Here is a 21312-nt window from a genome sequence, read left to right as displayed (position 1 = left end):
GATGGCTGGGAATAGCCCGGCCATCTTGGTAGTTGTGGCAGAATAACAACACACATACGTGCTCCGGGGTCGGTGTAAGTCCGAACCGGCGGTTATAGTCCGCGACCCGCGAGCCATCGGATTCCAAGTGATTGGATCTTCGATGGCAGACGGTTGAACTGGTGAAATTCCGGTACCGACAGTTAAAGTCTGGATGGGAGAAGCACGTACAGTCATGCCGTGGGCGTTCCTTTAGCGACGCCCGGCATTGCGCTGTCGTACACCCCCGGAGTCATCGCGGCTTACTGGGAAGGAACGGCATGGACTTTCTGCGATGGCTCTTCGAAGCACAGATCCCCGTTGGAGGATCTGCTCTTGTCTTACGCGAAGTGCTTGGAAACATTTTTGGGCTTCTCAGCGCCCTCGGCGGAATGCGCCGCAAAGTCTGGGCTTGGCCGTTCGGCATAGTCGGCAACATCCTCCTGCTCACGGTCTTCCTGGGTAACGTCTTTGGTGCAGCAGCGCCGGCTACCCTGTGGGGGCAAGCAGCACGGCAGGTGATGTTCATCGCCGTCGCCGTTTACGGCTGGTATCGGTGGCAGCAAGGCCGGCAATCGAGCAGCCAAGGGCGCGCCATTGTGCCAGGCTGGGCCAGCAATAAGGTCCGCATCGCTCTGATTGGCGCCATGGTGGCCGGCACAGCGGCATTGACTCCCTTGTTTGATGCCCTCGGCTCCTACCCGCCGGTCTGGGCCGACGCCTGGACCTTCATGGGGTCACTTCTGGCGACGTACGGCATGGCCCGTGGATGGACTGAGTTTTGGTTGATCTGGGTTGCCGTGGACATCGTGGGTGTGCCGTTGCTGTTCAGCGCCGGCTACTACGCCAGCGCGGTCATGTACCTGTTCTACGGTTTCTTCACCCTGTCAGGCTTCTTCGTCTGGTGGCGGGCTGAAAAGCGCGAACGGACCAAAAACGATGCCGGCAAACCGGACATTGCCGTACCAGCGGGAGTTGCACGATGAGCGCCGATACGGCGGCCTACACACCAGCGGAGCGTGGCGCCATGGATGCCGCACTCGCCGCAGCGTTGGCCGGTCCGCGCGGAGCCAATCCGTTGGTGGGTGCAGTAATCCTCAGTCCTGAGGGCGAGCAATTGGCTACGGGGTACCACCGGGGTGCCGGCACGGCCCATGCCGAAGCAGACGCGATCTCCGAAGCCCGCAAGCAGGGCATCGACACCGTGGGAACAACCATGGTGGTCACTCTGGAACCGTGCAACCACGTGGGCCGCACAGGACCTTGCGCGCAGGCAATCATGTCGGCGGGAATCTCAACGGTGATCTACGCTGTCGACGATCCCCACGATCCCGCTGCGGGCGGCGCGCATACGCTCCGCTCCGCCGGGGTGGAGGTCCGTTCCGGGCTGGCCCTCGACCGGGCGTTCGACCTCAACCGCGATTGGTTCGACGCCGTTGCCGCCAAGCGTCCGTTCGTGACCTTGCACATCGCCCAGACGTTGGACAGCCGCATTGCGGCTAACGACGGCACGAGCCAATGGATTTCCAGTCCGGAGTCGCTCGCTGACAACCATGGGCTGCGGGGACTCATCGACGCCATCCTGGTGGGCACGGGAACCGTCCTGATCGACAACCCACGGCTCACTGCGAGGGACGCTGAGGGAGAACTCTCCAGCCGACAGCCGGTCCGCGCCGTGATGGGTTTACGGGACGTCCCCGAAGATGCCGCCGTCCGGGGAACCGACGGGCGCTTCGTGCACCTGCCAACGCGGGATCCGGCAGAGGCTTTGGGCATGCTGTTCGACCAAGGAATCAGGCACGTCATGGTGGAAGGCGGCTCGTCCATCCTGAGCGCATTCCTTGGTGCGCACCTCGTGGACGAATTGATCGTCTACATGGCTCCGACGTTGCTGGGATCCGGAACTCCTGCGCTGCACGACCTCGGAATCGCCACGCTGGCGGACGCCCAGCACTGGTCCTGGGACGACGCCGGTGGCGGAGCGGTCAGGACGCTCGGCAACGACCTTCGGTTGCACCTGCGGTCGCCCCGGGGCGCCGCAGCCAAGATCAACAATTTGGTTCCACACAAGAATTTGGTTCCGCGCAGTGAAGCTGCGGAACATGTCACAGGAGGACACTGATGTTTACGGGAATCGTTGCAGAAAAAGGCACCGTACTGGGCATTGAGCACGACGGCGATGCCAGCGCCACACTGCGGCTGAAAGCACCCACCACTACCGATGGGTTGGCTTTGGGTGGGTCCATCGCCGTCAACGGTGTGTGCCTGACCGCCACGCAGATCGACGGACAGGACTTCAGCGTTGATGTCATGGGCGAAACCCTCGTCCGGACCACCATCGGCGGGCTGGCCCCGGGTGACACCGTGAACCTTGAACGCTGTGTTCCAGCGGGGGGACGGCTGGACGGCCACGTGGTGCAGGGGCATGTGGACGGTGTTGGAGAGTTGCTGGAGCGCGAGGCCTTGGGCAACTGGGATCGGCTGCGCTTCGGCGTCCCGGCCCCGCTGGCACGCTACATTGCCGAGAAAGGTTCGATCGCCGTCGACGGCGTCTCGCTGACGGTGACCGCCGTCAGCGCTGCGGCCGAACCGTCGCCGTGGTTTGAGGTGGGGTTGATCCCCACGACGTTGGAAGAAACCGGGCTGGGAGCCAAGCCACTAGGTGGCCGCGTCAACCTGGAAGTCGACGTGCTGGCCAAGTACACCGAACGCCTCCTGTCCTTCGCGCCGCAGGCAGGGAGCACACGATGAGCGCCCCTGCAAAGACATCACCGGCCGGAGCGCCCCGTACCGGACTGGATCCCGTGGAAGCGGCCATCGAGGCCATGGCCGCAGGCCGGGCAGTGATCGTGGTGGACAACGAGGATCGTGAGAACGAAGGCGACATTATTTTCGCCGCCCAGCACGCCACGCCCACCCTCATGGGATGGACCATCCGGTATTCATCCGGCGTCATCTGCGTCCCGTTGGACGGCGAACGAGCGGACGCACTGGTGCTGCCTCCCATGGTGGAGATCAACGAGGACGCCAAGGGGACCGCGTACACCGTTTCCTGCGACGCAGCGATCGGCGTCAGCACTGGTATATCGGCTACGGACCGGGCCCTGACGGCCCGTATTCTGGCAGATCCGAGCAGCACCCCGGCCTCAATCACCCGCCCCGGGCATATTTTCCCGTTGCGTGCGGTTAACGGGGGAGTGCGTGAACGTCCGGGTCACACGGAAGCTGCCGTGGACCTGTGTCGTCTTGCCGGGCTGGCCCCGGTGGGTGTGATCGCAGAGTTGGTACATGATGATGGTGAAATGATGCGCTTGGACAGCCTGCGCGACTTCGCCGCCCACCATGGATGCCCCCTCATCTCCATAGAGGACCTGGTGTCGTATGTTGAGGCGGTAGAGTCCCAGGCGGCACGTATTTCACAGGAGGACGAGGAGAAGCGATGACCGCATCGACCACGCGCAGCAGTGAGCATTCCGGCCCGGCGCCGCACCCCGTCAGCGGTGGACCCGTTGTGCAGTTGCCCACGGCATTCGGAGACTTCGTGGCGCAGGCCTGGACGGACCATGTGACCGGCGTTGAACACCTCGCCGTCAGTTCGCCCAATCCGCCCAAGGACGGCCGCGCGCCCCTGGTACGGCTGCACTCCGAATGCCTGACCGGCGATGTTTTCGGTTCATACCGCTGCGACTGCGGAGAGCAGTTGGCCTTCGCCTTGGAACTCATCCACGCCGAAGGCGGAACGCTGCTCTACCTGCGCGGCCAGGAAGGCCGCGGCATTGGACTCGCCAACAAGATCAAGGCCTATGCCTTGCAGGAAGCCGGGTTCGACACCGTTGAGGCCAATGAGCAGTTGGGCTTGCCGGTGGATGCGCGTTCTTACAGCGCGGCAGGACAGATCCTCGCCGAAATGGGCCTCCACGAAGTCCGGCTGCTGAGCAACAATCCCGACAAACAGCACCGGCTCGACAAGGCCGGAGTGACTGTGGTGGAAATGGTGCCCACCGAGGTGCCCTCACGCGAACAGAACCTGCGCTACCTGCAGACCAAGAAGGACCGGATGGACCACCGGCTGACGCTCGATGTCGAGCCCGTCAGCAATGGCAAGACGCCTTCGAACCACACCTTTGACAACAACCAAGACTGAACGGATCCACAGCACACCATGAGCGGACACGGCGCGCCCACTATCGACCTCACTACCCTCAACCCCGAGGAAACCTCACAGCTCAAGCTCGCCATCGTGGCGGCAAGCTGGCATACACAGATCATGGACGGACTGGTGGATGGCGCACTCCGCGCCGCCAAGGAAGCCGGGATTGCCGAGCCCACAGTCCTGCGTGTTCCGGGCAGCTTTGAGCTTCCGGTCGCGGCCGCCAGGCTCGCGCCGCACTTTGACGCAGTGGTGGCACTGGGCGTGGTCATCCGCGGCGGGACACCGCACTTTGACTACGTATGCCAGGCCGCGACGTCGGGCCTCACCGATGTCAGCGTCCGCACCGGCGTGCCGGTGGGCTTCGGTGTCCTCACCTGTGACACCGAGCAGCAGGGTCTGGACCGCGCAGGCCTCCCCGGTTCCAAGGAAGACAAAGGCCACGAAGCCGTCACCGCAGCCCTCGCCACGGCAGTAACGCTGAAGCAGTACAGCTAACGCCCGCTGACTGCAGGCGCCAAGGGGGATGTGCGTGTGTCTTCACTCACATCCCCTTCGTCATGCAACGCCCCAACAAGCGGCGTCCGGCCCGGAGCAAGTAGTCTGGAGGGCGTGAAGAATTTCGAGACGCTGTTCGCAGAACTGAGTGAGAAAGCAGCGACCCGCCCGGCAGGCTCGCGCACGGTTGCCGAACTGGACTCCGGAATCCACGGCATCGGCAAGAAGGTGGTCGAAGAGGCCGCTGAAGTCTGGATGGCCGCGGAGTACGAATCGGACGAAGCTGCCGCTGAGGAAATCTCCCAGTTGCTGTACCACCTGCAGGTCCTCATGCTCGCCAAGGGCCTCACCCTGGAGGACGTTTACAAGCATCTCTAGCCACGCCACTCCACTTGCCTGTAGTGGAGCCCCTGCGTGGCCCAGGTGCCTGAAAACCTCCCTTCCAACAAGAAAGTCTCCCCATGCTCCGTGTAGCAGTTCCCAATAAGGGATCCCTGTCCGAAGCCGCCTCGGCCATGTTGTCCGAGGCCGGTTACCGCCAACGTCGCGATACCCGCGAACTGGTTATGGTGGACCCCGATAACGACATTGAGTTCTTCTTCCTCCGTCCCCGTGACATCGCTGTTTACGTGGGCCAAGGTACGCTTGATGTTGGCATCACCGGCAGGGATCTCCTGCTCGATGCGAAGGTCGAGGCCGAGGAAATACTTCCCTTGGGCTTTGCGCCATCAACCTTCCGTTTTGCCGGTCCGGTGGGTGACTTTGCCGGCGTCGAACAGCTTGAAGGCAAGCGACTGGCCACCAGCTATGACGCACTCCTGCGCGACTACCTCGCCGAGCGCGGCGTGAACGCCACTGTGGTTCGACTGGATGGTGCTGTGGAGTCCTCCGTCCGCCTCGGCGTGGCGGACGCCATTGCCGACGTCGTTGAAACCGGCAACACCCTCAAAGCAGCCGGCATGGAGATCTTTGGCGATCCCATCCTGAAGTCCGAGGCCGTGCTCATCCGCCGCTCCGGTTCAGGTGGAGCAGCCAACGGTACAGCCAAGGAAATCGAGATCCTCATCCGCCGCCTCCAGGGCGTCCTGGTGGCCCGCCAATACGTGCTGATGGACTACGACATCCGCAAGGACCTGGTGGAAGACGCCGCTGCGCTGACTCCCGGCCTTGAATCGCCCACGGTGTCGCCCCTGCGTGATTCCGAGTGGGTTGCCGTGCGGTCCATGGTTCCCAAGAAGGAAACCAACCGCATCATGGACGAGCTCTACGACCTCGGTGCGCGCGCCATCCTGGTCAGCAGCATCCACGCCTGCCGCATCTAACCCACGCAGTGACCGAGTAGAGCCCCAGCAGAACTGAGGAGCAGCACATGGCTGTAGCCGTCCGCGTCATACCCTGCCTTGATGTCGACGCAGGCCGCGTCGTCAAAGGCGTCAACTTTGAAGGCCTCCGCGATGCCGGTGATCCGGTGGAACTTGCGCACCGGTACGACAATGGCGGAGCCGATGAACTGACGTTCCTGGACGTCACTGCCTCATCCGGCAACCGTGAAACCACGTTCGACGTCGTCCGCCGCACGGCTGAGGAAGTCTTCATTCCCCTCACCGTGGGCGGTGGTGTTCGTGGCGTGGCAGAGGTGGACAAGCTCCTGCGCTTCGGTGCGGACAAAGCGTCCATCAACACCGCGGCTGTTGCGCGTCCGGAGGTCATTGACGAAATCACCCGTCACTTCGGCTCGCAGGTCCTGGTGCTTTCGGTGGACGCGCGCCGTACCCGCGAAGGTGACGTCCCGACGTCGTCCGGTTTTGAAGTCACCACCCATGGTGGCCGCACCGGAACCGGAATCGACGCCATCGCCTGGGCCAAGGAAGCAGCGGACAGGGGTGTGGGCGAAATCCTGCTCAACTCGATCGACGCCGACGGTACGAAGGACGGCTTCGACCTCGAATTGATCCGCTTGGTCCGTGCTGCGGTGAACATTCCGATCATTGCCTCGGGCGGTGCAGGGGAACCGGCACACTTCCCGCCCGCCGTAGAAGCAGGAGCTGATGCCGTACTGGCCGCTTCGGTGTTCCACTTTGGGCCGGACGACATGATCGCCCAGGTCAAGGCCGCCATCCGCGAGGCCGGCTTCGAGGTCCGCTGATCCGCAGAGTTTAAAAAGCAATGGAGGGTCACCGCTCAGGTGACCCTCCATTGGTCGTTTAGAGGCCGATGTCGGCGGACTGCAACAGAGCGACGGCGTCAGGCTGGCCTTCGAAGGTGACCAGGGCCTGGCTGGTGCGGCCGTGTGCGTGCATGAGCAATTCGCCCGGTTCGCCAACAATGGCAACGGAAACGGGGGCGCGCTTGGCGACGTGCCGCGGCCCGGTGGGGCGAACCAGCACGATGCCGAGGTCCACGCCGCGGTACAAGAAGGCAGCCCGTTTGATGAGGTCGTCCCAGAGGGCGTCCGAATATGCTTCATCGAGTGCCCGGGGCGCCCAACGGTCGCCGGCGCGGCGGATGTCCTCGGTGTGAACAAAGTACTCGATGAGGTTGGACGTCTCATCCAGGGCTTTGATCTTCAAGGGGGAGAGGGCCGGAGGGCCGGCGCGGAACGTCTTGATGAGGTCCGCGTAAGCGTCAGGACTCTTGAGCTTGGCTGCAAGTTTGGAGGTGGCCTTTTCTGAGGCCTTGCCCAAACTGGGAATCAGAAGGCCCAAACCCACTGCAATCTTCCGTTCGCGCAGATACAAATGCGCAGCAAGATCCCGGGTCTGCCACCCTTCGCAGAGCGTGGGGGAGTCAGGTCCGGCCGCCAGCAGGGTTTCGGCCAGTACTTCTCGGGAAGGATCGACGAAATGCATCACTTGTGAAACTAGCACGATCGGCGCACTCTTGCGCAGTGGAACCGCCGCAGAATCGGGCTCCCGTCAAAGGCACTAGACTTGATCTGATGTCAGAGCAGTCCGCCCCCAGCCACTCTCCCGCCGTGGAGCTTTCCAGCGACCCCGCGGGCCCCTTGCCGCAGGAGATCGCCAGCGCCCTCAAGCGTGATTCGTCGGGGCTCGTCGCCGCAATCGTGCAGCAGCACGATACCAACGAGGTCCTCATGCTTGGCTGGATGGATGATGAGGCCCTGCACCGCACCATGACCACGGGCCGCGTGACGTTCTATTCGCGCTCCCGCCAAGAGTACTGGCGCAAGGGCGACACCTCCGGACACGTACAGTTCGTGAAGTCTGTCGCCCTTGACTGCGACGGCGATGCCCTCCTGATCCGCGTGGACCAGATCGGCGCAGCCTGCCACACCGGAACCCGGACCTGCTTCGATGGTCGCGACTTCACCGTCGTTACGGGCCACCGCGACTAAGGCACCCACTACTTTCCACTGACGCACCACCTCAGACAAAAGGCGGAGAACATAGCCATGCAGGACCTTGGAATCATCAGCCCGGGCCTGGAAGAGTTCCGCGAACTCGCCGTCCACAGCCGTGTCATCCCTGTCCGACTCAAAGTCTTGGCCGATGCCGAGACTCCCATTGGTTTGTACCGAAAGCTGGCCAAGGGGCAACCAGGAACCTTCCTCTTGGAATCCGCGGCAGTTGGCGGCGCGTGGTCGCGCTACTCCTTCATCGGTTCCAAGTCCCGCGCCACGCTGACAACCAAAGACGGCCAGGCCCACTGGATTGGTGAGCCGCCCGTGGGGGTTCCCGTCTCGGGTAACCCCGTTGACGCGGTTCGGGACACCATCGCGGCACTTCAAACTGACCGCTTTGATGGGTTGCCGCCGTTCACATCCGGTTTGGTGGGCTTCCTCGGTTGGGAAGCGGTCCGTCACTGGGAGCGGCTGACGTCCCCACCCGAAGACGACCTGCACTTGCCTGAGATGGCCCTCAACCTGGTCACGGACATGGCTGTTCACGACAATATGGACGGCACCGTCCTCCTGATTGCCAACGCCATCAACTTTGATGACAGCTCCGAGCGCGTGGACGACGCCTGGCACGACGCCGTTGCCCGGGTGAAGGGGCTGCTGGACCAGATCAGCACCCCCGTGGCCCAGCCGGTCTCCGTGCTGGAAACCGCCGCTTTGGATTTCGCTTCCAGCGTCCAGGAGCGTTGGGATGAAGCCAAGTACCTGGAAGCGATCGACCGCGGCAAAGAAGCCATTGTTGACGGCGAGGTTTTCCAGGTGGTGATCTCGCGGCGTTTCGAAATGGAGTGCGCGGCGGACCCCTTGGACGTTTACCGCGTCCTGCGCAACACCAACCCGAGCCCGTACATGTATCTCTTCAGCCTGGAGGATGCGGACGGCCGCGAGTACTCGATTGTGGGGTCGTCGCCAGAGGCTTTGGTCACGGTGACCGGTCAGGAAGTCATTACCCACCCCATCGCCGGTTCGCGCCCCCGTGGGAAGACCGTTGAGGCAGACAAGGCCTTGGCAACAGAGCTGCTGGCCGATCAGAAGGAGCGGGCCGAACACCTGATGCTGGTGGACCTGTCGCGCAATGACCTGTCGAAAGTCTGTGTAGCGGGAACGGTTGATGTTACGCAGTTCATGGAAGTGGAGCGGTTCAGCCACATCATGCACCTCGTCTCCACCGTGGTGGGGGAGCTCGCTCCCCAGGCCAAGGCCTACGACGTCCTCAAGGCAACCTTCCCGGCGGGCACGCTGTCCGGTGCTCCCAAGCCCCGCGCTCTGCGCCTGCTCGACGAACTGGAACCCCACCGGCGTGGCATCTATGGCGGCGTGGTGGGATACCTGGACTTCGCCGGTGACATGGACATGGCCATTGCCATCCGGTCAGCCCTGCTCCGGGAGGGCCGCGCCTATGTCCAGGCCGGCGGTGGAATTGTGGCCGATTCGCACAAGCCATCCGAAGCGCTGGAGACGGTGAACAAGGCGGCCGCGCCCCTTCGGGCCGTCCACACCGCGGGATCGTTGCAGAACATTTCCGCTGAAACGGTAGGAACTGCAGACATCCACGACGACGGGACTTCCGCCTCATGAGCACGGCACCCTCAGCGTCTCCCGTCAGGCAGCAGCCGCGCTGGGCACGCAAATCCACGCTGGTCCTTGCCACCACCATCCTTGCCCTGGCGGTATTCGGCGCCACCACGCAGACCTGGATCGAGGTCCGGCTGGATCCGACCGGAGCGTCCAACAGCGACCTCCATGTCCAAGGCAGCAAGGCAGCCACTGCGGTTACTGCCCTTGCCGTGGTCGCCTTGGCCGGCGGACTCGCAGCCTCCATTGCCGGAAAAATCGCGCGCTGGATCATCGCGGTCCTCATCGTCCTGTCAGCGGCCGGGATCATCCTTGCCGCAATTACCGTCCTGCTCGACCCGTTGGGTGCCGCCCAGGGGGCCATTGCCGCGGCAACAGGCGTCTCCGGCGGACAGGCTGACGCTGCCTCCACGGCGTTCCCGGTGGTCGCCATCGTGGCGGGTGCCCTGCTGGCCCTTTGCGCTGTTGCGTTGCCGCTGGCCGGACGGTATTGGACCTCGCGGACCAAGTACGACACCGGCGCGCGGGGCCGAAAGAGCACAGACGAACCGGTGGACGAGATTGACAGCTGGGACAGCCTGTCGCGTGGTGAGGACCCTACGTAGGCAGCCACAGCGGGCTCGCGGGCAGGTGCTGCGCAACAAAAGCCCACACGCCTGTCCTGACGTCGGACGATGTCCCGGACGCCGCCAATAAATGGCAGAATGTAAGCAGTATTCATCCTGAGGAGATTTCACATGAGCAAAACCACAGTGTCCGCAAACCAAGCTGAATCCACCATGGCCAGCCACGCTGACGCCATCGGCCACGGAAACAGCCCGGCTGCCTGGACCTGCGTACTTGTGATGCTGGTCGGTGCCCTGATTTCCTCCATCGCGTTCGTCATCGCCAACACGCCGATCTTCGTTGGCGGACTGGTTGTCATGGTCATCGGCCTGATCGTTGGCTTTGTCATGCGCAAGGCGGGCTACGGAGTTGGCGGCAGCAAGCTGCAGAACAACGGCCACTAATCGTGACCGTTCTTGATGACATCATTGTTGGCGTCAAGGAGGAGATGGAGACGCGCAGCCGTCTCGTGTCCCTTGCGGAGCTGAAGGACCGCGCCGCTGGTGCGGCCCCGGCCCACGATGCATGGGCCGCTCTGGGCGGTCCCTCATCCGTCCGCAACGACCTCAAGGTCATCGCAGAAATCAAGCGTCGCAGCCCTTCCAAGGGCGACCTCGCACCGATCGCGGATCCCGCCTCCCTGGCGGTTCAGTATGCCGACGGCGGAGCTTCCGTCATCAGTGTCCTGACCGAACAGCGCCGTTTCGGCGGCTCGCTGGCTGACCTCGATGCCGTCCGTGCCGCCGTCGATGTTCCCTTGTTGCGCAAGGACTTCACGGTGGACGAGTACCAGATCTGGGAAGCCCGTGCCCACGGTGCCGACCTCATCCTGCTCATTGTCGCGGCACTGTCCGACTCGGAGCTGGCGGAATTCAGCGCACTGAGCCACGAGCTCGGCATGAACGTGCTGGTGGAAACCCACACCGAGGAAGAGATCGAACGCGCCGTTGCGGCGCAGGCCAAGATTATCGGCATCAATGTGCGCAACCTCAAGACGCTCGACGTCGACCGCTCGGTTTTCGGGTCGTTGGCCGGATTGATTCCTGCCGGGGCCGTCATTGTCGCCGAATCGGGTGTCAGGGGCGCGGACGACGTCTCGCATTACGCCGCGGGCGGCGCCAACGCCATCCTGGTGGGGGAGGCGCTGGTCAGCGACTCCACGCCGCGCGAACGCATCACCGAATTCAAGGCAGCTGGAGCTGCCGCCATCGCCGTCAGGAACTGAGGCAGTCACTGAAATCACGGCGAACAGTCGCAAGGCAGCCCGGGCTTGAGCCTGCGGCTGCCTTGCGGCACGTGGAACTACCCAATGAACTAACTGGAACAGGACGGTGAGACTGATGGTCGACGCGCCAACAGCCGGCTCAGAAGAGAATGCGGCCGACGCATTCCTGCAAGGTGGCCCTTCGCTGCGCAACGCCTCCGGGCCCTACTTCGGCAACTACGGCGGACGCTGGATGCCGGAGTCCCTCATCGCCGCCCTTGACGAAGTCCAGGACACCTTTGAGAAGGCCAAGGCCGACCCCGAGTTCATCGCTCAGCTCAAGGACCTCAACAAGAACTACTCCGGCAGGCCTTCCCTGCTCACCGAAGCCAAACGCTTCTCCGAGCACGCCGGGGGAGCACGCATCTTCCTCAAGCGCGAGGACCTGAACCACACCGGGTCCCACAAGATCAACAACGTCCTGGGCCAGGCACTCCTCGCCAAGCGCATGGGCAAGACCCGTGTCATTGCCGAAACCGGTGCCGGCCAGCATGGCGTGGCCAGTGCCACTGCCGCTGCCCTGCTCGGGCTCGAGTGCGTGGTCTACATGGGTGCTGAGGATTGCCGGCGCCAAGCCCTGAACGTTGCCCGCATGCAGCTGCTCGGAGCCACCGTGGTGCCCGTGACCAACGGCTCCCAGACACTCAAGGACGCCATCAATGACGCCTTGCGCGACTGGGTCGCGAACGTGGATCACACCCACTACCTTTTGGGTACCGCAGCCGGGGCACACCCGTTCCCGGCCATGGTCCGCTACTTCCACGAAGTCATTGGCGAGGAAGCCCGCAGCCAGATCCTGGAGCAGACGGGCAAGCTTCCCGACGCCATTGCCGCATGTATCGGTGGTGGGTCCAACGCGATCGGCCTGTTCCACGCTTTCCTTGACGACGCATCCGTGCAGATCTATGGCTTTGAAGCAGGCGGAGAAGGTGTAGAGACCGGCCGCCACGCTGCTGCGATCTCCCTGGGCCGTCCCGGCGTCCTGCACGGCGCCCGTTCCTATCTCATGCAGGACGAAGACGGCCAGACCATCGAGTCCCACTCCATCTCGGCAGGCCTGGACTACCCCAGCGTGGGTCCGGAGCACTCCTACCTGGCCGACATTGGGCGCGTCACGTACGAGGCGGTCACAGATACCGAAGCCATGGACGCCTTCAGCCTCCTGTGCCGGACCGAGGGCATCATTCCTGCCATCGAGTCTTCGCACGCCTTGGCCGGCGCCATCAAGATCGGCCATCGATTGACCGAAGGCAAGGAAAACCCTTCCGACGTCACGGTGATCGTGAACCTGTCCGGTCGTGGAGACAAGGACGTGGAGACAGCCGCGGCCTGGTTCAACATGTTGGATGAAGAAGGGCACGTCAAGGGCACTACATTGTCCACGCGCAAGCCCAAGGGCCCCACCGAGCGCGCGTCCGATGCAGCCATGGATGTCAACGAGGACCAGAACTGATGACTGAAGAATTCGCCAGCAAATCCGCTGCCGCCATCGATCGCGCCAAGGCAGAGGGCCGCGCTGCCCTGGTGGGCTACCTCCCCGCGGGGTACCCCACGGTCCAGGAGAGCATCGAAGCGGGCATCGCTTTGGCCCGCAATGGCGCTGACCTCATCGAAATCGGCATCCCGTATTCCGATCCCGTGATGGACGGCCCGGTCATCCAGGCTGCCACCACCGAGGCGATTGCCAACGGATTCCGTGTCAGCAACGTTTTTGACGTTGTCGCCGGCATCACCGCCGCGACCGATGCGGCCGTGCTGGTCATGACCTACTGGAACCCGGTCATGCGCATGGGCGTCGATGAATTCTCCCGTCGTCTGGCGGAAGCGGGGGGAGCAGGGCTTATCACCCCCGATTTGGTCCCTGACGAGGCTCATGAGTGGTTCGAGGCCTCGGATAAGTACGGCTTGGACCGGGTGTTCCTTGTGGCACCTTCGTCCACCCCGGAGCGACTGGACATGACCGTTAAGGCAAGCCGTGGATTCGTCTACGCTGTCTCCATCATGGGCGTCACCGGAACGCGCACCTCTGTCAGCAGCAGTGCTGAAGACGTGGTGGCCCGGTCGCACGCTGCCGGAGCCGAGCGCGTGTGCGTCGGTTTGGGCGTGTCCAACCCGGACCACGTCCGCGAAATTGCTGCCTATGCTGACGGCGTGATCGTTGGAACCGCCCTGGTGGCGGCCCTCCGCGATGGCGGCGTGGACGCCGTGGGGCAACTCACCAAGAACCTCAGCGCCGGCTTGGGCCGCGCAGCTGCAGAAGCCTAGAAAAGGAAACAGCGAAGCGAATGCAGACCGTCCTCCACGCAGCGGCAATGGTCCCCATGAGTATCCCGAGCCCATCGTGGTCCGGTTTCGACATTCCGCTACCGTGGGGGACGCTGCGTATCCACGCATACGCCCTCTGCATCCTGGCGGGCATCATCGTTGGCCTGTGGCTGACGTCGGCCCGATGGAAGCGCCGTGGCGCTCCCGAAGGCAGCCTGTGGGACATTGCCATCTGGGCAATTCCTTTCGGCATCATCGGCGGCCGGCTCTACCACGTGTTCTCCTCACCTGACGCGTACTTCGGTCCGGGCTTTGACGGTACAGGGGACCTCTCGCTGATTCCGCAGATACAGCGAGGCGGACTGGGCATTTGGGGTGCCGTCATCCTGGGTGCGGTAGGGGCGTGGATTGGTTGCCGCCGGGCCGGCGTCAAACTGACGGCTTTCCTGGACGCGGCAGCGCCCGGACTCCTGCTGGCCCAGGCAATCGGCCGTTTGGGGAACTGGTTCAACCAGGAACTCTTCGGTGCGCCGACCACCCTGCCCTGGGGACTCGAGATTGATCCAGCCAACGCGAACTTCCCGCCGGATATGGCTGCAGACACGCTGTTCCACCCCACGTTCCTCTACGAGATGCTGTGGAACCTGGTGGGCGTGGCCATCCTGCTGCTGCTGGACAAGAAGTTCAACTTCCGGTGGGGCCGGCTCTTCTGGCTCTACGCCGTGTACTACACCCTGGGCCGTGTGTGGATTGAGGCGTTGCGCATTGATGATGCTGAACAGATCAACCTGTTTGGCATCACCACCAGGCTCAATGTGTGGACCAGCATCTTTGTCTTCATTGCTGCGCTGGCCATCTTCTTCATCCTCGGCCGACGGGGACGCCCCGTGCCCGACACCCCTTATTTGGCGGGGCGTGAGCCGGAAGAGAAGGCCGAAAAAGAGCGCGTTGCGGTGACAAGCGTCACCAGTCATGATGTGGACGCATCTGTTTCAGATACTGGTTCGCGTGGTAATCTCCCTGATAACCAAAGCGATTCGGGCCACGTTGACGAGCCGCAGGAAACAGCAGGGAAGCCGGAAAACGACACTACGTCCGCCACGGATTCCACAACTGCTGCGACTGCCGCAAGGAAGGCCCCCGGATCCACGCCGAAGGCTGACGACACCAAGTAGTCACGTTCGGTAAAGGGGCAACAGAGTCACCGCTCGTAGGGCCCAGTCCACAGCGTCGTGGCACCCCGGAAACCGGACCGCAGCATACCGATGTTCACTGGTCAAGCCGGGGCCAGAGGTCTGCGTAACTGTTCGTTGCGCTGGATCGGCTGGCCTACAATTCCAATTACTAGCGCTTTGTTGTGCCCGTCACAGGGCAGGCAAGGTGGGGCCAACGTTGTCCCTTCCATACGCACGATTCCGAGGAAGGACGTCTCCCATGACCCATCTTCATAACCCCGGTTGGTCCGAAAATATCGAACCTCAGGGTGCCATGTCTCCATTCAAGCGCTTTGCCGCGCTCCCGGAGGCCCAGGGTCTTTACAACCCTGATAAGGAGAAGGACGCCTGCGGCCTGGCTATTATTGCCACGCTCCGCGGGGAACCGGGATACGACATCGTGGAAGCGGCTCTGACCGCCCTCCGCAATCTCGAACACCGCGGCGCCGTGGGCGCCGACGAAGGTACTGGCGACGGTGCGGGCCTGCTCATGCAGGTTCCGGACGAGTTCTTCAGGGCCGTCACAGAATTCGAACTGCCTGCTCCCGGCCAGTACGTGGTGGGCACTGCCTTCCTCCCTGCTGAATCCCGCGAAGCGGAAACCGCCAAAGCCGGCATTGAAGCCCTTGCCGCTGACGAGGGCCTGACGGTCCTCGGCTGGCGTGAGGTTCCCGTGGTCGCTGACCTCGTCGGCGCCATGGCACGGGCCTGCATGCCGTACTTCTCGCAGCCATTCTTTGCCTCTGCCACCGGCGAGCAGCTGGAACACAACGAGCTGGACTCCCGTGCCTGGCGTATCCGCAAGCGTGCCCAAAACAAGTTCGGCGTGTACTTCCCGTCGCTGTCCTCGCGCACCATTGTGTACAAGGGCATGCTGACCACTGCGCAGCTGGAGCCGTTCTATCCGGACCTCTCGGACCAGCGTTTCAAGACCAAGCTCGCGATCGTCCACTCGCGCTTCTCCACCAACACGTTCCCGTCGTGGCCCTTGGCGCAGCCTTTCCGCACCATCGCGCACAACGGCGAGATCAACACTGTCAAGGGCAACCGCAACTGGATGCGTGCGCGTCAGTCGCAGCTGGCGAGCCCGCTGTTGGGCTCCATTCCCGAAGAGCTGTACCCGATCTGCACCCCCGGTGCCTCGGACTCCGCTTCCTTCGACGAGGTTGCCGAGCTCCTGTGGCTGTCCGGCCGCCCCATCACGCACTCCATCATGATGATGATCCCGGAAGCGTGGGAGAACCACGCCACCATGGATCCGGCCCGCCGTGCTTTCTACGAGTACCACTCACTGCTCATGGAGCCGTGGGATGGTCCGGCTGCAGTCTCGTTCACCGACGGCAACCTCGTTGGCGCAACGCTGGACCGCAATGGCCTGCGCCCTGGGCGCTACTGGATCACCGAAGACGGCCTGATCATCTTCGCCTCCGAAGTTGGCGTGATCGAGGTAGAGCCTTCCAACGTCGTCAAGAAGGGCCGCGTCGCCCCCGGCAAGATGTTCCTGGTGGACACCGAAGCCGGCCGCATCATTGACGACGCCGAGGTCAAGGCCGAGGTAGCCGCTGCCAACCCGTGGGCCGAATGGCTCAAGGACAACCTGATCGACATCAACGAGCTCCCTGAGCGCGAGCACGTGGTCCACACCGCTGCGTCGGTCAACATCCGCCAGCGCACGTTCGGGTACACCACCGAAGAACTCAAGATCCTCCTCGGACCGATGTCACGCACCGGTGCGGAGCCCTTGGGCGCCATGGGCTCCGACACTCCTGTTGCTGTCCTTTCCAAGCGCCCACGCTTGTTGTTCGACTACTTTGTGCAGTCCTTCGCCCAGGTCACCAACCCGCCGCTGGATGCCATCCGCGAAGAATTGGTCACCTCCCTGACGTGCGCCATCGGCCCCAACGGCAATCTTTTGGACGGCAAGCAGGTCCGCCAGCCGCAGATCTCCCTGCCGTTCCCCGTGATCAACAACGATCAGCTGGCCAAGATCGCGAACATCGAAACGCCCGACGGCGATCGCATCGCCATGAAGGTCCGCGGACTGTACCGCCCGGAGGGTGGGGAAGCGGCACTTCGTGCCCGCCTGACCGAGATCTGCGAACAGGTTTCCGGCGCCATCAACCGCGGCGTGCAGTACGTGGTGCTGTCCGACCGTGACTCGAACGCCCAGTGGGCGCCGATTCCGTCGCTCCTGCTGGTCAGCGCCGTTCACCACCACCTGCTCCGTAGCGCCAACCGCACCAAGACCGCGCTGGTGGTCGAGGCCGGCGACGTCCGCGAGACGCACCACGTGGCGGTACTCATCGGCTACGGTGCATCTGCCGTCAACCCGTACCTGGCCATGGAATCGGTGGAACAGCTGATCTCCAACGGCGACGTCACAGGCGTCACGGCCGAAGACGGGGTCTACAACCTCATCAAGGGCCTCGGCAAGGGTGTCCTGAAGATCATGTCCAAAATGGGCATCTCCACGGTGGCTTCCTACACGGGCGCCCAGACCTTCGAAGCGTTGGGCCTTTCCCAGGAGCTCGTGGACGAGTTCTTCTCCGGCACGCACTCCCAGCTGGGTGGCGTCGGCCTCGATGTCATCGCAGCCGAAGTTTCGGCACGCCACCAGATGGCTTACCCAGAGGGCGGCATTGAGCACCCGCACCAGCCGTTGCTCGGTGGTGGCGAGTATCAGTGGCGCCGCGACGGTGAACCGCACCTCTTCAACCCCGAGACGGTGTTCCGCCTGCAGCACGCTACCCGCGAACGCCGGTACGACATCTTCAAGTCTTACACCAAGGGCATTGACGATCAGTCCGAGAACCTGATGACCCTGCGTGGGCTTCTGAAGTTCAAGGACGGAGTACGCCCGGCGGTTCCGCTCGAGGAAGTGGAGCCGGTCTCCAGCATCGTCAAGCGGTTCTCCACTGGTGCCATGAGCTACGGCTCCATCTCCAAGGAAGCGCACGAGACCCTGGCCATTGCCATGAACCGTTTGGGCGCCAAGTCCAACACCGGTGAAGGTGGCGAGGACGTTGACCGCCTGCTGGATCCGGAGCGCCGCTCTGCCATCAAGCAGATCGCTTCCGGCCGCTTCGGCGTCACCAGTTTGTACCTGACCAACGCCGACGACATCCAGATCAAGATGGCGCAGGGTGCCAAGCCCGGCGAAGGTGGCCAGCTGATGGCCCAGAAGGTTTACCCCTGGGTGGCCCGGACGCGGCACTCGACTCCCGGCGTCGGACTCATTTCGCCGCCCCCGCACCACGACATCTACTCGATCGAAGACCTCGCGCAGCTCATCTACGATGCCAAGCGCGCCAACCCTTCGGCCCGTGTGCATGTGAAGCTGGTTTCGGAAGTCGGGATCGGCACGGTGGCGTCCGGCGTCACCAAGGCGAAGGCCGACGTCGTGCTTGTTTCAGGTCACGACGGCGGTACCGGCGCCTCGCCGCTGAACTCGCTGAAGCACGCGGGCGTGCCGTGGGAACTTGGCCTTGCCGAGACCCAGCAGACCCTGATGCTCAACGGTCTCCGTGACCGCGTGGTGGTTCAGGTGGATGGCCAGCTCAAGACCGGCCGCGACGTCATCATTGCTGCCCTGCTGGGTGGCGAGGAATACGGTTTTGCGACTGCTCCGCTGGTGGTTTCCGGCTGCATCATGATGCGCGTCTGCCACCTGGACACCTGTCCCGTTGGTGTTGCCACACAGAACCCCGAGCTCCGTTCCCGGTTCAACGGCAAGCCCGAGTTCGTGGTCAACTTCTTCGAATTCCTTGCAGAAGAAGTCCGCGAAATCCTTGCCGAGCTCGGTTTCCGCAGCCTGGAAGAGGCCATTGGCCACGCCGAGGTCTTGGATACCCGCGAAGCGATCAACCACTGGAAGGCCGAAGGGCTGGACCTGGACCCCATCCTGCACGGGCTGGAGTTCGACGACGACGTGCCGCTGCGCAACATGACCAGCCAGAACCACGAGCTGGACAAGCACTTCGACCAGCGGCTCATCACCATGGCCCAGGAAGCGCTCAGCGACCGCATGCCGGTCAAGATCACCTTGGACGTCATCAACACGGACCGTTCCGTGGGCACGATGCTCGGCCACGTGGTGACCAAGACGTTCGGCATCGATGTCCTGGCGACCGACACCATCGACGTCACGCTCAACGGCACCGCGGGCCAGTCCCTCGGCGCGTTCCTGCCCGCAGGCATCACGCTGCGCATGTTCGGCGATTCCAACGACTACGTCGGCAAGGGTCTCTCCGGCGGACGGATCATCGTCCGCCCGGACCGCACCAACGTGTTCCAGGCTGAACGCAACGTAATTGCCGGCAACGTCATCGGTTACGGTGCCACCAGCGGCGAGATGTTCCTGCGTGGGCAGGTGGGCGAACGCTTCCTGGTCCGCAACTCCGGTGCTACCGCCGTCGTCGAAGGCATTGGCGATCACGGGTGCGAGTACATGACCGGTGGCCAGACGCTCATCATCGGCCGCACGGGCCGTAACTTCGGTGCCGGCATGTCCGGTGGAACCGCGTATGTGCTGGACCTGCAGCCCGAGCGTGTCAACAAGATGGCCCTCGATACCGGCGAACTCCAGCTTCTGGAGCTCGACGCCGAGGACCGCGACATCGTTCACGGCCTGCTCACCAAGCACGTTGAGGAAACCGAATCCGTCCTGGCCGGCCGTCTGCTCGAGAACTTCGACGACACCGCCGCCCGCATCACCAAAGTGCTGCCGCGCGATTACGCCGCAGTCCTGCAAACCCGTCTCGACGCCATTGAAGAGGGCCTTGACCCCGATGGCGAAGAAGTATGGTCTCGAATCCTGGAGGTAACCGGTGGCTGATCCACGCGGATTTCTGAAAGTCCGGCAGCGCGAAACGCAGCCACGCCGTCCCGTTCCCGTCCGCATCATGGACTGGAAAGAAGTGTACGAAGCGCAGGAGAAGGGCGTCCTGAAGAGCCAGGCCGGCCGCTGCATGGATTGCGGTGTTCCGTTCTGCCACCAGGGCTGCCCCTTGGGCAACCTCATTCCCGAATGGAATGACCTCGTGTGGCGGGACAAGGGTGAAGAAGCCATTGAGCGACTTCACGCCACGAACAACTTCCCGGAATTTACGGGCCGTCTGTGCCCTGCACCCTGCGAAGCGTCCTGCGTGCTGGGGATCAACCAGCCTGCAGTGACCATCAAGCAGGTTGAGGTTTCGATCATCGACCAGGCTTTCGACAACGACTGGGTCCAGCCGCTGCCGCCGACGCGCCTCACCGGCAAGACAGTGGCCGTGGTCGGTTCAGGCCCTGCCGGCCTGGCCGTCGCACAGCAGTTGACCCGTGTTGGCCACACTGTGGCTGTCTACGAACGCGACGACAAGATTGGCGGATTGCTCCGCTACGGCATCCCCGACTTCAAAATGGAGAAGGAACAGGTTGACCGCCGCCTGGAGCAGATGAAGGCCGAAGGCACCCGCTTCCGGACCGGAGTCGCCGTTGGTACGGACGTCACGTGGGAGCAGCTGCGTCGCCGTTACGACGCCGTTGTGGTTGCCACCGGCGCCACTGTGCCGCGTGACCTGCCCATCCCGGGCCGCGACTTCGAGGGCGTCCATTTCGCCATGGACTACTTGGTTCCTTCGAACCGCATGGTGGCGGGGGAGAACCCCGAAAACCACATCGATGCCCGCGGCAAGCACGTTGTCATCCTTGGTGGTGGCGATACCGGTGCTGACTGCATCGGCACTGCCCACCGCCACCAGGCCGCTTCGGTGACCACGCTCGCGATCGGCAAGCAGCCGCCGTCGGAACGCGCAGGACACCAGCCGTGGCCGACGTTCCCCACCCTGTTCGAGGTCGCCAGCGCCCACGAAGAAGGCGGCGAGCGTACCTACCTTGCCTCAACCGTTGAGTTCGTTGGAGAGAACGGCAAACTCACCGGCGTCAAAGTTGCTGAAACCGAGTTCGTGGACGGCAAACGCCTGCCCAAGGCCGGTACAGAACGGATCATCCCAGCTGACCTTGTCTTCCTGAGCCTTGGCTTTACCGGCGCCGAGCCGGCAGGAATCACGGAGCAGGTCAGCGCAGAGTTCGACGGTCGGGGCAACGTTGCCCGCGACGGCTACTACATGACGAACACCGAGGGCGTGTTTGTTGCCGGCGATGCCGGACGTGGCCAGTCACTGATTGTGTGGGCCATTGCGGAAGGCCGTGCATGTGCGGCCGCAGTGGACAAGTTCCTGATGGGAAGCACCATTCTCCCGGCACCGGTCGCCCCCACCGACCGGGCGATAGCGGTCTTATAGCGCCGGCAGGAACAATCTTT

At 63.3% G+C, this 21312-nt stretch carries 20 protein-coding genes and 1 riboswitch; of the genes, 19 read left to right on the top strand and 1 reads right to left on the bottom strand.

Annotation, left to right across the window (positions count from 1 at the left end; genetic code table 11):
• The first annotated feature begins 54 nt into the window (after positions 1 to 54).
• A riboswitch (FMN riboswitch) is annotated at positions 55 to 210 on the top strand.
• 89 nt (positions 211 to 299) lie between these two features.
• The 9 genes from pnuC (at position 300) to hisF (ending at position 6812) form a co-directional block, all read left to right on the top strand.
• On the top strand, positions 300 to 1004 hold the full coding sequence (gene pnuC / locus AB4Y77_RS11890; protein WP_442014100.1) for a nicotinamide riboside transporter PnuC: 705 nt from the start codon (positions 300 to 302) through the stop codon (positions 1002 to 1004).
• Positions 1001 to 2140, top strand: a complete 1140-nt coding sequence (gene ribD / locus AB4Y77_RS11885) for a bifunctional diaminohydroxyphosphoribosylaminopyrimidine deaminase/5-amino-6-(5-phosphoribosylamino)uracil reductase RibD (protein WP_442014099.1) — start codon at positions 1001 to 1003, stop codon at positions 2138 to 2140. The genes pnuC and ribD overlap by 4 nt, the downstream gene beginning before the upstream one ends.
• Positions 2140 to 2769 (top strand): riboflavin synthase, encoded by a 630-nt coding sequence (locus AB4Y77_RS11880; RefSeq protein WP_442014098.1) that lies wholly within the window; start codon positions 2140 to 2142, stop codon positions 2767 to 2769. The genes ribD and AB4Y77_RS11880 overlap by 1 nt, the downstream gene beginning before the upstream one ends.
• Complete coding sequence (ribB, locus tag AB4Y77_RS11875; protein ID WP_442014097.1) at positions 2766 to 3461, top strand: 3,4-dihydroxy-2-butanone-4-phosphate synthase; 696 nt, start codon at positions 2766 to 2768, stop codon at positions 3459 to 3461. Before AB4Y77_RS11880 ends, ribB begins: the two co-directional genes overlap by 4 nt.
• Complete coding sequence (ribA, locus tag AB4Y77_RS11870; protein WP_311215099.1) at positions 3458 to 4162, top strand: GTP cyclohydrolase II; 705 nt, start codon at positions 3458 to 3460, stop codon at positions 4160 to 4162. The genes ribB and ribA overlap by 4 nt, the downstream gene beginning before the upstream one ends.
• 18 nt (positions 4163 to 4180) lie before the next feature.
• Entirely contained in the window at positions 4181 to 4666 is a 486-nt protein-coding gene (gene ribH, locus AB4Y77_RS11865; RefSeq protein ID WP_311215100.1) for a 6,7-dimethyl-8-ribityllumazine synthase, read from the top strand.
• A 114-nt stretch (positions 4667 to 4780) separates the two neighbouring features.
• Positions 4781 to 5044 carry a phosphoribosyl-ATP diphosphatase gene (locus AB4Y77_RS11860; protein WP_024820576.1) on the top strand — a complete coding sequence of 88 codons (264 nt, stop codon included), beginning with the start codon at positions 4781 to 4783 and terminating at the stop codon, positions 5042 to 5044.
• An 83-nt stretch (positions 5045 to 5127) separates the two neighbouring features.
• Positions 5128 to 5988 carry an ATP phosphoribosyltransferase gene (gene hisG / locus AB4Y77_RS11855; protein WP_311215101.1) on the top strand — a complete coding sequence of 287 codons (861 nt, stop codon included), beginning with the start codon at positions 5128 to 5130 and terminating at the stop codon, positions 5986 to 5988.
• Between the two features lie 47 nt (positions 5989 to 6035).
• Positions 6036 to 6812 (top strand): imidazole glycerol phosphate synthase subunit HisF, encoded by a 777-nt coding sequence (hisF, locus tag AB4Y77_RS11850; RefSeq protein WP_089594622.1) that lies wholly within the window; start codon positions 6036 to 6038, stop codon positions 6810 to 6812.
• 58 nt (positions 6813 to 6870) lie between these two features.
• Here the strand turns inward: hisF and AB4Y77_RS11845 are convergent, their stop codons facing one another.
• Positions 6871 to 7515: a TIGR03085 family metal-binding protein gene (locus AB4Y77_RS11845; protein ID WP_172323894.1), complete on the bottom strand. Its 645-nt coding sequence runs from the start codon at positions 7513 to 7515 to the stop codon at positions 6871 to 6873.
• A gap of 89 nt (positions 7516 to 7604) precedes the next feature.
• Here AB4Y77_RS11845 and hisI point away from each other — a divergent pair, with 89 nt between their 5' ends.
• From hisI to AB4Y77_RS11795, 10 genes are all read left to right on the top strand, one after another.
• Positions 7605 to 8021, top strand: a complete 417-nt coding sequence (gene hisI / locus AB4Y77_RS11840; protein WP_400386401.1) for a phosphoribosyl-AMP cyclohydrolase — start codon at positions 7605 to 7607, stop codon at positions 8019 to 8021.
• Positions 8022 to 8078: 57 nt separating this feature from the next.
• The gene (locus AB4Y77_RS11835; protein WP_089594624.1) at positions 8079 to 9662 is read left to right on the top strand and encodes an anthranilate synthase component I; all 1584 of its coding nucleotides are present in this window, start codon (positions 8079 to 8081) and stop codon (positions 9660 to 9662) included.
• A complete protein-coding gene (locus AB4Y77_RS11830; protein ID WP_442014096.1) occupies positions 9659 to 10264 on the top strand; it encodes a Trp biosynthesis-associated membrane protein in 606 nt (201 codons plus the stop codon). Before AB4Y77_RS11835 ends, AB4Y77_RS11830 begins: the two co-directional genes overlap by 4 nt.
• Positions 10265 to 10396: 132 nt before the next feature.
• The gene (locus AB4Y77_RS11825; RefSeq protein WP_089594626.1) at positions 10397 to 10669 is read left to right on the top strand and encodes an HGxxPAAW family protein; all 273 of its coding nucleotides are present in this window, start codon (positions 10397 to 10399) and stop codon (positions 10667 to 10669) included.
• A gap of 2 nt (positions 10670 to 10671) precedes the next feature.
• Positions 10672 to 11490, top strand: a complete 819-nt coding sequence (gene trpC / locus AB4Y77_RS11820; RefSeq protein ID WP_311215105.1) for an indole-3-glycerol phosphate synthase TrpC — start codon at positions 10672 to 10674, stop codon at positions 11488 to 11490.
• A 115-nt stretch (positions 11491 to 11605) separates the two neighbouring features.
• The gene (trpB, locus tag AB4Y77_RS11815; protein WP_442014095.1) at positions 11606 to 12982 is read left to right on the top strand and encodes a tryptophan synthase subunit beta; all 1377 of its coding nucleotides are present in this window, start codon (positions 11606 to 11608) and stop codon (positions 12980 to 12982) included.
• On the top strand, positions 12982 to 13794 hold the full coding sequence (trpA, locus tag AB4Y77_RS11810) for a tryptophan synthase subunit alpha (protein ID WP_311215107.1): 813 nt from the start codon (positions 12982 to 12984) through the stop codon (positions 13792 to 13794). Before trpB ends, trpA begins: the two co-directional genes overlap by 1 nt.
• A gap of 20 nt (positions 13795 to 13814) precedes the next feature.
• Entirely contained in the window at positions 13815 to 14969 is a 1155-nt protein-coding gene (gene lgt, locus AB4Y77_RS11805) for a prolipoprotein diacylglyceryl transferase (protein WP_442014094.1), read from the top strand.
• Positions 14970 to 15228: 259 nt separating this feature from the next.
• Complete coding sequence (gene gltB / locus AB4Y77_RS11800) at positions 15229 to 19842, top strand: glutamate synthase large subunit (RefSeq protein WP_442014093.1); 4614 nt, start codon at positions 15229 to 15231, stop codon at positions 19840 to 19842.
• On the top strand, positions 19835 to 21292 hold the full coding sequence (locus AB4Y77_RS11795; RefSeq protein WP_311215110.1) for a glutamate synthase subunit beta: 1458 nt from the start codon (positions 19835 to 19837) through the stop codon (positions 21290 to 21292). Before gltB ends, AB4Y77_RS11795 begins: the two co-directional genes overlap by 8 nt.
• The last annotated feature ends 20 nt before the right edge of the window (positions 21293 to 21312 follow it).

The sequence above is a fragment of the Paenarthrobacter sp. YAF11_1 genome, from assembly GCF_052113445.1.
In the GTDB taxonomy this organism is placed as follows: domain Bacteria; phylum Actinomycetota; class Actinomycetes; order Actinomycetales; family Micrococcaceae; genus Arthrobacter.
This window is presented reverse-complemented; position numbering and strand designations above follow the sequence as displayed.